Source organism: Streptomyces sp. R-74717 (assembly GCF_047305335.1).
In the GTDB taxonomy this organism is placed as follows: domain Bacteria; phylum Actinomycetota; class Actinomycetes; order Streptomycetales; family Streptomycetaceae; genus Streptomyces; species Streptomyces atratus.
The window spans coordinates 6,657,705-6,669,869 of record NZ_CP102361.1 but is presented as its reverse complement, the minus strand read 5'-3'; the positions used below and the strand labels follow the sequence as shown (position 1 = coordinate 6,669,869).

Sequence of the window (12,165 nt, the reverse complement as noted above, 5' to 3'; positions counted from 1 at the left end):
GAGCAGAGAAAGTGAGCAGAGAAAACGGAAGCAGCCGCACCGTGCGGCCGGTCGGTGAGGACCCGTACTACGCCTCGCGGGCTCCCGCGTACATGTCGTCGATGAGGCCCTTGTACTCACGCTCGACGACCGGCCGCTTCAGCTTGAGACTGGGCGTCAGTTCGCCGTGCTCGATGTCGAGATCGCGGGGCAGCAGCCGGAACTTCTTGATGGTCTGCCAGCGCTGCAGCCCCTCGTTGAGCCGCTTCACATAGCCCTCGATGAGCGCGACGGCCTGCGGGGACGCCACCACCTCGGCGTACGGCTTCCCGCCCAGGCCGTTCTCGGCGGCCCAGCCGAGGATGGTCGGCTCGTCGAGTGCGATCAGGGCGGTGCAGAAGTTACGGTCAGCGCCGTGCACCAGGATGTTGGAGACGAACGGGCAGACCGCCTTGAACTGTCCCTCGACCTCCGCCGGGGCGATGTACTTGCCGCCAGAGGTCTTGATCAGGTCCTTCTTGCGGTCGGTGATCCGGAGATAGCCGTCCACGGACAGCTCGCCGATGTCGCCGGTGTGGAACCAGCCGTCCGCCTCCAGCACCTCGGCGGTCTTCTCCGGGAGCCCCTGGTAGCCCTGCATCACGCCGGGGCCGCGCAGCAGGATCTCGCCGTCGTCGGCGATCCGTACCTCGGTGCCGGGGAGCGGCTTGCCCACGGTGCCGGTGCGGTAGGCCTCGCCCGGGTTGACGAAGGAGGCGGCGCTGGTCTCGGTGAGGCCGTAGCCCTCCAGGATGTGGATGCCGGCGCCCGCGAAGAAGTAGCCGATGTCGGGGGCGAGCGCCGCGGAGCCGGAGACACACGCGCGCAGCCGGCCGCCGAAGGCCTCGCGGATCTTGGCGAAGACGAGGGCGTCGGCGACCTTGTGCTTGGCGCCGAGCGCGAACGGGACGGAGGCCGTGCCGGTGCGCCGGAAGTTGTCCTGCGAGACCGTCGCGTACTCGCGGGCGACCCCGGCCGCCCACTGGAAGATCTTGTACTTGGCCCCGCCACCGGCCCGCGCCTTGGCGGCGACACCGTTGTAGACCTTTTCGAAGATACGGGGGACGGCGGCCATGTACGTCGGCTGGACCACCGGCAGATTCTCGATGATCTTGTCGACCCGGCCGTCGACGGCGGTGACGTGGCCGACCTCGATCTGGCCGGAGGTGAGGACCTTGCCGAAGACGTGCGCGAGCGGCAGCCAGAGGTACTGGACGTCGTCCTTGGTGATCAGGCCGGTCGCCACGGTGGCCTTGGCCATGTACGACCAGTTGTCGTGCGGCAGGCGTACGCCCTTGGGGCGGCCGGTGGTGCCCGAGGTGTAGATCAGGGTGGCCAGCTGGTCGGCCGTGATGGCGGCGACCCGCTCCTTGACCGCATCGGGGTTCTTCGCCAGGTGTTCGGCGCCGCGGGCCTCCAGATCGGCAAGGGTGAGCACCCAGCCCTCGGGGTCACCCTCGGCGGGTCCGGCGCCCTCGGGGTCGATGACGACGACATGGGCGAGGTCCGGCAGCTCGGCGCGGCGCTCGCGGGCCTTGGCCAGTTGGCCGGCGTTCTCGGCGATCAGGACCCGGCTCTCGGAGTCCGAGAGGATGAACGCCGACTCCTCGGCGTTGGTCGACGGGTAGATCGTCGTGGTGGCGGCGCCCGCGCACATCACACCGAGGTCGACGAGGATCCATTCCACTCGTGTGCCGGCGGCGAGCGCGATCCGCTCCTCCGGCTGCACGCCCAGACCGATCAGCCCTGCCGCGACGGAGTACACCCGCTCGGCGGCCTGTGCCCAGCTCAGCGACTTCCACTCATCGGGCCCCTCTCCGGTGGCCGCAGGGACGGGGTAGCGGTAGGCCTCCCCGTCCGGGGTGGCCGCCACGCGGTCGATGAAGAGGTTCGCCACGGAGGGCGGTCGGTTCTCGATCAAGGTCTGTGTGTCGCTCACGACATCCTCCGGGCCTGCGGCAGTGCTTCACGACCGGCTGCTGATTGCTGCTTGTTCCTACGTGTGTTCCCGCGCACCCCGTGCGCTTGGTCCTGCGTTACTTGGTCCTGCGGCGCTTGTCCTGTTGCTTGTCCTGCGGCACTCGGCCCCGCTTGTTTAACTGGCGAGTAACTACGAGGCCGTGATCAGGGTAGAGCGCCCGCGTCCGCCGCGTAAGGGGCAATGGGCCGCCGCTTCATAACAAACGGGCCCCTGCGTCGCAGTGCACTGCGACGCAGGGGCCCGTTGGGCTACCACCGGGTAGGGGCGGACGGAACCGGGGTGGCGGCCGGGGCGGGAGTTGCTTCTCGGCCCTGCGGCGGAAAGCTACTTCTTGGCCTTGCTGTCCCCGCCCGACTCGTCCGTCGACAGCACGGCGATGAAGGCCTCCTGCGGCACCTCCACATTGCCGACCATCTTCATCCGCTTCTTGCCTTCCTTCTGCTTCTCCAGCAGCTTCCGCTTACGGGAGATGTCACCGCCGTAGCACTTGGCGAGGACGTCCTTGCGGATGGCGCGGACGGTCTCACGGGCGATGACCCGGGAGCCGATGGCGGCCTGGATCGGCACCTCGAAGTTCTGCCGCGGGATCAGCTCGCGCAGCTTGGCGACGAGCCGCACACCGTACGCGTACGCCTTGTCCTTGTGCGTGACCGCGGAGAACGCGTCGACCTTGTCGCCGTGCAGCAGGATGTCGACCTTGACGAGCTGGGCGGACTGCTCGCCGGTGGGCTCGTAGTCGAGGGAGGCGTAACCCCGCGTCTTGGACTTCAGCTGGTCGAAGAAGTCGAAGACGATCTCGGCGAGCGGCAGGGTGTAGCGGATCTCGACCCGGTCCTCGGAGAGGTAGTCCATGCCGAGCAGGGTGCCGCGCCGGTTCTGGCAGAGCTCCATGATCGCGCCGATGAACTCGCTGGGGGCCAGGACCGTGGCGCGCACGACGGGCTCGTGCACCTTGTCGATCTTGCCCTCGGGGAATTCGCTCGGGTTGGTGACGGTGTGCTCGGTGCCGTCCTCCATCTCGACGCGGTAGACCACGTTGGGCGCGGTGGCGATGAGTTCGAGACCGAACTCGCGCTCCAGCCGCTCGCGGATCACATCGAGGTGGAGCAGACCGAGGAAGCCGACGCGGAAGCCGAAGCCGAGCGCGGCGGAGGTCTCCGGCTCGTACACCAGGGCGGCGTCGTTGAGCTGGAGCTTGTCGAGCGCCTCGCGCAGGTCCGGGTAGTCCGAGCCGTCCAGCGGGTACAGGCCCGAGAACACCATTGGCTTGGGGTCCTTGTAGCCGCCCAGCGCCTCGGTCGCGCCCTTGCTCAGGGAGGTGATGGTGTCACCGACCTTGGACTGCCGGACGTCCTTCACACCGGTGATGATGTAGCCCACTTCGCCCACACCGAGGCCGTCGGCCGGGGTCATCTCCGGGGAGGAGACCCCGATCTCCAGCAGCTCGTGGGTGGCGCCGGTGGACATCATCTTGATGCGCTCACGCTTGTTGAGCTGACCGTCGACGACACGGACGTACGTGACGACACCGCGGTACGAGTCGTAGACCGAGTCGAAGATCATCGCGCGGGCCGGAGCGTCGGCCTGGCCGATCGGGGCCGGGACGTCCTTGACCACCCGGTCGAGCAGTACGTCCACGCCGACACCGGTCTTCGCGGAGACCTTGAGCACGTCCTCCGGCTGGCAGCCGATGAGGTTGGCCAGCTCCTCGGAGAACTTCTCGGGCTGCGCGGCCGGCAGGTCGATCTTGTTGAGCACCGGGACGATGGTGAGGTCGTTCTCCATCGCCAGGTAGAGGTTGGCCAGCGTCTGGGCCTCGATGCCCTGCGCGGCGTCGACCAGCAGGACCGTGCCCTCACAGGCGGCGAGCGAGCGGGAGACCTCATAGGTGAAGTCCACGTGGCCCGGGGTGTCGATCATGTTGAGGACGTGGGTGCGGCCCTGGTCCTCGCCCGTGTTGGGCGCCCAGGGCAGACGTACCGCCTGGGACTTGATGGTGATGCCGCGCTCGCGCTCGATGTCCATCCGGTCGAGGTACTGAGCGCGCATCTGCCGCTGGTCGACCACGCCCGTCAGCTGAAGCATCCGGTCGGCAAGGGTCGACTTGCCGTGGTCGATGTGCGCGATGATGCAGAAGTTGCGGATCAGCGCCGGGTCGGTACGGCTCGGCTCGGGCACGTTGGTAGGAGTCGCGGGCACGCAGGGTCCTGATTCTTGAGACGCCGAACGCCGTGTCTCGGGTCGATGTCGGTTCGGTCGGATCGATACGTAGCCTCCATCGTCCCATGGTTGCGGGGCGGAGACCGGTTTGGGCCTGTCGGAGCGGGGCTGGTACCGTTGACAGCTGTGCCTCGCGACTCTCTCAGGCCGCGGGGCGCACATCGAAGATCCAACGAACCTGAAAAGGCTCTTTCGTGGCGAACATCAAGTCCCAGATCAAGCGGAACAAGACGAACGAGAAGGCGCGCCTGCGCAACAAGGCCGTCAAGTCCTCGCTCAAGACCGCTATCCGCAAGGCCCGTGAGGCTGCCGTCGCCGGTGACGTCGAGAAGGCCACCACGGCCGCTCGCGACGCCTCCCGCGCGCTCGACAAGGCCGTCTCGAAGGGTGTCATCCACAAGAACGCCGCCGCCAACAAGAAGTCGGCGCTGGCCTCCAAGGTTGCCTCCCTCCAGGGCTGAGCTTTCTGATGTAACCGCCGGAACGGACCAGCGGGCCCTCTCTCCCGCCCCTGCCCGGCCCCCGCGCCGCACACCGAACCTGCGTTCGCCACGCGGGTGCGGCGCACCAAGCGTGAACCGAAGGCCCCGGGCCTCGCTCTCCCCAGAGCGAAGCCCGGGGCCTTCGGCGTACCCGCTTCGAGCTCGTCCGGTTTCGAGCTCGTCCGGTTTTGAGCCCGTCCGGCGCTTGAGGGCAGAGCAGCCGCCGGACGAACCCGGCGCCCTCGCCCCGCCCGGCTACCGCCCCGACCGCGCCGCCCGCGCCACCGCGACCACGGCCTTCTCCAGCGCGTACTCCGGATCGTCGCCGCCCCCCTTGACGCCCGCGTCCGCATCCGCGACCGCCCGCAGCGCCACCGCCACGCCGTCCGGCGTCCACCCACGCATCTGCTGGCGCACCCGGTCGATCTTCCACGGCGGCATGCCCAGCTCACGGGCGAGGTCCGCGGGCCGCCCTCCGCGCGCCGAGGACAGCTTTCCGATCGCCCGTACGCCCTGTGCCAGCGCGCTGGTGATCAGCACGGGCGCCACCCCGGTGGACAGCGACCAGCGCAACGCCTCGAGCGCCTCCGCAGCCCGCCCCTCCACTGCGCGGTCGGCGACCGTGAAACTCGATGCCTCCGCACGGCCCGTGTAGTAACGGGCGACGACCGCCTCGTCGATCGTGCCCTCGACATCCGCGACGAGCTGCGAAACCGCACTCGCCAGCTCCCGCAGATCGCTGCCGATGGAGTCGACCAGCGCCTGGCACGCCTCGGGCGTCGCCGAGCGCCCCAGCGCCCGGAACTCCGACCGCACGAACGAGAGCCGCTCGGCCGGCTTGGTCGTCTTCGGACATGCGACCTCCCGCGCCCCGGCCTTGCGCGCCGCGTCCAGCAGGCCCTTGCCCTTCGCACCGCCCGCATGCAGCAGAACAAGGGTGATCTCCTCGACCGGATCGCCGAGGTACGCCTTGACGTCCTTGATCGTGTCGGCGGAGAGATCCTGCGCATTGCGCACGATCACCACCTTGCGCTCGGCGAAGAGCGACGGGCTCGTCAGCTCGGCAAGGGTGCCGGGCTGGAGCTGGTCGGAGGTGAGATCGCGGACATCCGTGTCGGGGTCGGAGGCACGGGCCGCCGCCACCACCTGTTGCACGGCGCGGTCGAGGAGCAGGTCCTCCTGGCCCACGGCGAGCGTGAGGGGGGCGAGCGGATCGTCGGTGGAATTCCTTCTGGTGGCCATCGCTGTCCAGCATCCCACGCGCCGCTGACAACCCCATCGCCGGAACAACGGCGTACACCGTACGGGAGAATGGGCAGGTGAGCGATGTAAGACATGTGCTGGTGCTGCCCGACCGCGATGCCGCGGAGGAGGTGGCCGCGGAACTCGGCGACCGCTTCGGGGTCACCGAGGAACCCCAGCTCGTACGCGATGCACTGGCCGGCGAGGACGATGCCGAGGACGCCCAGTGGCTGGTGGTCGTGGAGGACCCGTCGGGGCGGCTGGACTCCTTGGCACTCGATGCGTTCGCCGCGGAGTACGAGGGGTGGCTCGAGGCGCCCTAGAAGGGCGCCGCAGCACCCAGGGGCTCAGCCCTTGGGGACGATCTGGATGTCCATGTCGATGGAGATACTGGAGCCGACGGCCGCGATGCCGCGGGCCAGCATGGTCTGCCAGGTGAGGGTGAAGTCCTCGCGGTGCAGCTCCGTGGTGGCCCGGCAGGCGGCGCGGGTCTCGCCCTCCAAGCCGTTGCCCACTCCGAGGTACTGGGTGTCCAGCGTGACGGTACGGCTGACGCCGTGCAGTGTGAGCGCGCCGGTCACGCCCCAGCGGGTACCGCCTCGGTGGACGAAGCGGTCGCTGTAGAACTCCAGCGTCGGATAACGCCCGACGTCGAGGAAGTCGCCGGAGCGCAGATGGTCGTCGCGCATCTGGACATTCGTGTCGATCGACGCGGCATCGATGATCACGTGCATGGCCGAGTTCTCCATGCGGTCGGCGATCCGGACAGCACCGGCGAAGGTGTTGAAGCGGCCGTGGATACGCGCCATGCCGATGTGCCGGGCCGTGAAGCCGATCTGCGAGTGCATCGGCTCGACCTCCCACTCGCCGGGGCCGGGCAGTTGTGGGGGCACGGACAGTTGCAGGGTCACATCGCCGAGGCTCGCATGGCCTCCCTCGACGACCGTGGCCGCGCCGTGGAACGGGGTGAAGCCCTCAGCCGTGACGGCCAGCCGGTATTCGCCGGCCGGGACGGTGGCAAGGACATTGCCGTACGGGTCCGTCTCACCGCCGAAGACCTTGCGGCCCACGCTGTCCGTGACCACGAACTCGGCCTGCTGCACGACCTCGCTGACGGGGTCGAGCACTCGGCAACTGAGCACTCCGGCAGTGCGCGGCACCTCAAGTCCCGTGAGGGCGTTGCCGCGCGCGGCACCCGTCGCTCCCCTGCTTCCCAGCCAACGGCCGAACATCTTCTACCTACCCCCGGGGGCGATTCACCTTGGGGCCTGACGGCTGGACGTCCTCGTCGGAGCAGCGGCCCACCGACGAGCATGCATTCGATCACCATTGTGGCGTTCGAGGCAAACAGAGCAGCTAGCAAGGGCTTGGGTAGAGGTGTTACCGAAGGTCCGAATTGGTCGTGCCACTTGCGCGCGTCACTCATCCTGTGCGCATCGCTCCGTCGCATTCTGTTCGCGTCACTCATTCGGACAGTGCTCATGACTGACCCACCGCCCGCAGCCCCCGCCCTGCACCCGTCACGGCGATCGCGCCGTCGGTGTCCGTACGCAGCACCACCGCGCCGCCGGCTCCGAGCGCATCGACGGTGCGCGCGGCCGGGTGACCGTACGGGTTGTCCCTGCCCACACTCACCAGGGCGAGTCTCGGGTGCGCGCTGCGCAGCAGAGCGGGGTCCTGGTGGGCGGAGCCGTGATGGGCGACCTTGAGAACGTCCACCCGTGGCAGCGCGGGATACCTGCGCAACAGCCCCTGCTGGGCCGGAGGTTCGAGGTCGCCCAGGAGCAAAAGGGTCAGCCCGCCGGACCGGACGTACAGGGTGACACTGGCGTCATTCGGCTCCTGCGGTACGGGTCCGGCCCCCGGGTCCGCCGATGCACCGCCCGCCCCCGTGCCGCCCGCCGGCCAGAGGACCCGCCAGTCGAGCGGCCCGATCCGGCGGCGTTCACCGGGGACGGCCCGCACCAGGGGGACGTCCGACGCGGCAGCCGTTCTCCGTACGAACGCGACCTGGTCCGACGGTTCGTCCAGGCTCGTCGTCTGGATCGCCCCCACCGCTCTGCCCCGCAGCACACCGGGCAACCCCCGTACATGGTCCGCGTGGAAGTGCGTGAGGACCAGGAGCGGTACCTCGGTGATGCCCAGGTCGCGCAGGCACCGGTCGGCGAGCCGGGGATCGGGACCGGTGTCGACGACCACACCCGTGCCCTCCCCCGCGGCCAGCACCAGGGCGTCGCCCTGCCCCACGTCGCACATCGCGAACGCCCAGTCCGGCGGCGGCCATCCGGTCAGTACCCGGGTGAGCGGCACCGGGCGCAGCACCGCAAGGATCAGCAGCAGCGCGGCGGCCGAACAGACCCAGGGGTGGCGCACGATACGACGGGCGAACAGCACCACCAGAGCTGTCAGCGCGGTGAGCAGAAGCGCGCCCTTCCCGCCGTCGGGCCAGTCGATCTCCGCCCCGGGCAGGGCCGCCCCGGTGCGGGCCACCGAGGCGATCCACCCGGTCGGCCAACCCGCGATCCGGGCGAGCAGCTCTGCCACCGGCATGGCCACCGGCGCCAGGGCGAGCGCGGCGAACCCGAGGACCGTGGCCGGCGCCACCGCGAACTCGGCCAGCAGATTGCACGGGATCGCCACCAGGCTGACCCGGGAGGCGAGCAGCACGACGACCGGTGCGCACACCGCCTGCGCCGCAGCGGCCGCGGCCAGCGCCTCGGCAAGCCTGGGCGCAACCCGGCGCCGTTGCAGCGCGTCGCTCCACTTCGGGGCGATGACGAGCAGGGCGCCGGTGGCCAGGACGGAGAGAACGAAGCCGTAACTGCGCGCCATCCACGGGTCGTACAGCACCAGCAGCAGAACCGCGGCGGCCAGCGCGGGGATCAGTGATCTGCGGCGCCCCGTGCCGATGGCGAGCAGGGTGATCAGTCCGCAGGCCGCGGACCGCAGCACGCTCGGCTCGGGTCGGCAGACGATGACGAAGGCGAGTGTGAGCCCGCCGCCGAGCAACGCCGTCATTCGCAGCGAGATCCCCAACCGGGGTGCCAGACCGCGCCGTTCGACGCGCGACGCTGTGCCCGGCGGTCCGATCAGGATGACGAGCAGGATCGCCAGGTTGGCACCGGAGACCGCCATCAGGTGGGTGAGATCGGCCGCTTGGAAGGCATCGTGCAGTTCGGGGGTGACCCGTGAGGTGTCGCCGACCACGAGGCCCGGCAGAAGCGCCCGCGCATCGGGATCCAGCCGCTCGGTCGCCTGCCGCAGACCACCACGCAGAGCACCCGCCGTGCGCTGGAGAAAGGAAGGTGGCCCGGTGATGTGGGGCGGGCCTTTGCCCTCGGGCCGCAGTACGGCGGCGTTGCGCTCCCCTTCGTGCATCGTTGGCGACAGTCGGCCGCCGATGTGCAGTTGCGTGGAAGGAAGCAACTGCTGCCACCGGGCCATCGACCCGCCGGGCGAGACGATCAGCAGCACCGGCGTACGCAGCCGGGTGACCGCGCCGTCGGGTCCGGTCAGTCGCGTGATCTCGGCGTCCATGAGGAGCGAGGCGGGCGTGCTGTGGTCGCCTCTCACCCGGGGCTGGGTCTGCCGGGCGTCGGACGTCACCGTCACCTCCGCCTCGACCCTCGCGAACCGCTGGGCCAGCCCATGGATCGGCCCCTGCCGTACGTCCGCGCCGTGCAACCCGGCCGACGCAGCCCCGGCCGCCGCACAGAGCAGCGCCGCAGCAGTGGCGGTAGCGGTGGTGTGCGGCCGCCGCCGGTTGCGCACCGCGCTCTCGTCGTCCGTCGCCCCTCCCCCGGCGTCGGCCGGCAGCCTGCGCATCGCACGGGCCGCCGATGCTCCCGACATCGCCAGGAGCACCATGGCTGCGCCGGTGCAGAGCATCACGCCCGCCGTCGTCCACCGCGCCGGCGCGCTCAGCGCGAGCGCCGCTCCGGCCCAGGCCGCCATGGCCGGCGGGACCAGCCGGAGGTCGACCGGGCCCTCCTGCCGCGGGTCGGAGGCACCCAGCCTCCGGCCCGACGCCGCATGGACGTCCGGGGGATTCATGGCCCCACCAGCGGTTGGAGGTCGGCGAACCGGCGGTCACCGATCCCGTTGACCTCGCGGAGCTCATCGACGGAACGGAAACCGCCGTGCTGTGTGCGGTAGTCGACGATGTGCTGGGCGAGAACCGGGCCGACGCCGGGCAGGGTGTCGAGTTGTTCCAGGGTCGCGCGGTTGAGGCTGACCGGTCCGCTCGTGGGGCTGCCGCTGCCGCCCGCAGCGGCTCCTCCCGCGCTGCCGGCGGCAGGAGGGCCGGGCACACCCACCACGATCTGCTCCCCGTCCATGAGTACCCGCGCCCGGTTGATCCCGGTGAGGTCGACGCCCGGCCGGGCTCCGCCCGCCGCACGCAGCGCATCGGCGACCCTTGCGCCGGACGGCAGTTGATGGATCCCCGGACTTCGCACCTTCCCGCTCACATCGACCACGATGTGCCCGCCCGGCCCCGTCGTCGGTGGCGGCCCCGGTGACGACTCGGGCACTCCGACGTCATCCGTCACCGGGCCCGAAGTCCTGGCGTGCGCAGCCTCGTTGACCTGTTCAGGAGCACGTACGGAGTGGGGGCGCGCGGACCGGAAATGCACCGCGGCAAAGACCGCGGCCGCGATCAGGACAACGACCAGTGCGGTAAGGGCCCTTGGCTCCAAACCACATCTGAGCTGCAGCCATACCGGAATCCGCTCCCGCAGTGCCGGAACCAGCCTCTCCCGCCACCCCGGCACCCTGGCGACCTGCGCCGGGGTCGAAGGCGAGGTCGGGGCCGGGGCCGGGGTCGGCTCAGAAGCCGCAGCCGGAGCGGGACTTGGCATCGAGGGCGGGCTCGGGGCCGAGACCGCAGCGGGAGCCGAAGCCACCCCCAGCACAGGCCGCGCGACCCGTCCGCCGTACGCACCTCCCATGAGGGCGTCCGCCCGGCGGCGCGAAGCCGCCGCTACTACGTCAGCACGCCCGCGCGACGACCGTCGCCGTCCGGGTCCGAGGCCGGGACCGCCACGGGCGCGCCCGTCCGAGGCCGGGGCGCGGCCAGGGCCGCTGCCGCTGCCGCTGCCGCTGCCGCTGCCGCTGGTTGCACGATGTGATCGGGGAGCCATGCCTCACGACGGTAGGCACATCCGTCCGAACCTGCTGAGCAGGCCCAATTTCGGTGGACAACCAACCAGTTGTGGACAACTCGACCACCCCGAGGGGTGACGTCGGCGAACCGGCTTCAGCGCGGCGAAACCACTGCCCCGAGCAGACCGGGCCCAGTATGCGCACCGATCACCGCGCCCACCTCACTGACATGCAGATCGACCAGACCCGGCACCCGCTCACGCAGCCGCTCGGCGAGCCGCTCGGCCCGCTCGGGTGCCGCCAGGTGATGCACGGCGACGTCCACCCGGCTACTGCCCGCCCGTTCCACGACGATCTCCTCCAGACGCGCGATCGCCTTCGAGGCCGTCCGAACCTTCTCCAGCAGTTCGATACGGCCGCCGTCCAGCTGGAGCAGCGGCTTCACGGCGAGCGCCGATCCCAGCAGAGCCTGCGCGGCACCGATGCGACCGCCGCGGCGCAGATAGTCCAGCGTGTCGACGTAGAAGTACGCGGAGGTGCCCGCTGCCCGCTTCTCCGCGGCTGCGACGGCCTCGTCCAGGCTTCCGCCCGCCTCTGCCGTCTCCGCCGCCGCCAGGGCGCAGAATCCGAGGGCCATAGCGACCATCCCGGTGTCCACCACCCGTACCGGAACCGGTGCGTCCTTCGCCGCGAGCACAGCCGCGTCGTACGTACCCGAGATCTCGGCCGAGAGGTGCAGCGAGACGATGCCGGTGGCTCCGGCCCCGGCCACCGCCCTGTACGCGGCGGCGAAGACCTCCGGGCTGGGCCGGGAAGTCGTCACGGGGCGACGCTTCTGGAGCGCCACCGCGAGGGAACGGGCCGAGATCTCGGTGCCGTCCTCCAGAGCCTGATCACCGAGGACGACGGTCAGCGGCACCGCGGTGATGCCGTGCCCCTCCATCGCCTCGGGCGGCAGGTAGGCCGTGGAATCGGTGACGATCGCGACATGGCGGGACATGAGCGGGAGGTTACCTGGAGAGTCTGCGGCTCGGCAGTCCGACCCCGACCGAATGATCGCTCCCGATCGCTTCGGACCGCTTCCTGTCACCGCCGGTTGCCGGACGCCTCACCACCGGT

The 12,165-nt window shown here is 70.2% G+C and carries 9 protein-coding genes; 2 read left to right on the top strand and 7 right to left on the bottom strand.

What is annotated here, in order from left to right; all coding sequences use genetic code 11:
- Positions 1–67: 67 nt before the first annotated feature.
- Positions 68–1,957: an AMP-dependent synthetase/ligase gene (locus tag NRF20_RS30540; RefSeq protein WP_398628693.1), complete on the bottom strand. Its 1,890-nt coding sequence runs from the start codon at positions 1,955–1,957 to the stop codon at positions 68–70.
- Positions 1,958–2,323: 366 nt separating this feature from the next.
- The gene (lepA, locus tag NRF20_RS30535) at positions 2,324–4,198 is read right to left on the bottom strand and encodes a translation elongation factor 4 (RefSeq protein WP_398628694.1); all 1,875 of its coding nucleotides are present in this window, start codon (positions 4,196–4,198) and stop codon (positions 2,324–2,326) included.
- 215 nt (positions 4,199–4,413) lie between these two features.
- Between lepA and rpsT the strand changes: the two genes are divergently transcribed.
- Positions 4,414–4,680 (top strand): 30S ribosomal protein S20, encoded by a 267-nt coding sequence (rpsT, locus tag NRF20_RS30530; RefSeq protein WP_093897085.1) that lies wholly within the window; start codon positions 4,414–4,416, stop codon positions 4,678–4,680.
- 276 nt (positions 4,681–4,956) lie between these two features.
- On the opposite strand, the gene holA is transcribed toward rpsT, so the two are convergent.
- Positions 4,957–5,943, bottom strand: a complete 987-nt coding sequence (holA, locus tag NRF20_RS30525; protein WP_093897084.1) for a DNA polymerase III subunit delta — start codon at positions 5,941–5,943, stop codon at positions 4,957–4,959.
- Positions 5,944–6,020: 77 nt separating this feature from the next.
- On the opposite strand from holA, the gene NRF20_RS30520 reads away from it, so the two are divergent.
- Positions 6,021–6,266: a hypothetical protein gene (locus tag NRF20_RS30520; protein WP_176740249.1), complete on the top strand. Its 246-nt coding sequence runs from the start codon at positions 6,021–6,023 to the stop codon at positions 6,264–6,266.
- 24 nt (positions 6,267–6,290) lie between these two features.
- Here NRF20_RS30520 and NRF20_RS30515 read toward each other — a convergent pair whose 3' ends face one another.
- The 4 genes from NRF20_RS30515 to NRF20_RS30500 all read right to left on the bottom strand — a co-directional run bounded on the left by NRF20_RS30515 (position 6,291) and on the right by NRF20_RS30500 (position 12,046).
- Positions 6,291–7,175, bottom strand: coding sequence for a YceI family protein (locus tag NRF20_RS30515; protein ID WP_398628695.1), 885 nt, complete (start codon positions 7,173–7,175; stop codon positions 6,291–6,293).
- Positions 7,176–7,422: 247 nt separating this feature from the next.
- Positions 7,423–9,996, bottom strand: a complete 2,574-nt coding sequence (locus tag NRF20_RS30510; protein ID WP_413753675.1) for a ComEC/Rec2 family competence protein — start codon at positions 9,994–9,996, stop codon at positions 7,423–7,425.
- Positions 9,993–10,493: a helix-hairpin-helix domain-containing protein gene (locus tag NRF20_RS30505; RefSeq protein ID WP_413753674.1), complete on the bottom strand. Its 501-nt coding sequence runs from the start codon at positions 10,491–10,493 to the stop codon at positions 9,993–9,995. The genes NRF20_RS30510 and NRF20_RS30505 overlap by 4 nt, the downstream gene beginning before the upstream one ends.
- A 707-nt stretch (positions 10,494–11,200) precedes the next feature.
- Complete coding sequence (locus NRF20_RS30500; protein WP_266361565.1) at positions 11,201–12,046, bottom strand: DegV family protein; 846 nt, start codon at positions 12,044–12,046, stop codon at positions 11,201–11,203.
- Between the last annotated feature and the right edge of the window lie 119 nt (positions 12,047–12,165).

Excerpts from the sequence above, each read along its gene's own strand:
- holA (WP_093897084.1), bottom strand. The coding sequence starts at position 5,943 with ATGGCCACCAGAAGGAATTCCACCGACGATCCGCTCGCCCCCCTCACG.
- NRF20_RS30515 (WP_398628695.1), bottom strand. The coding sequence starts at position 7,175 with ATGTTCGGCCGTTGGCTGGGAAGCAGGGGAGCGACGGGTGCCGCGCGC.
- NRF20_RS30510 (WP_413753675.1), bottom strand. The coding sequence starts at position 9,996 with ATGAATCCCCCGGACGTCCATGCGGCGTCGGGCCGGAGGCTGGGTGCC.
- NRF20_RS30500 (WP_266361565.1), bottom strand. The coding sequence starts at position 12,046 with ATGTCCCGCCATGTCGCGATCGTCACCGATTCCACGGCCTACCTGCCG.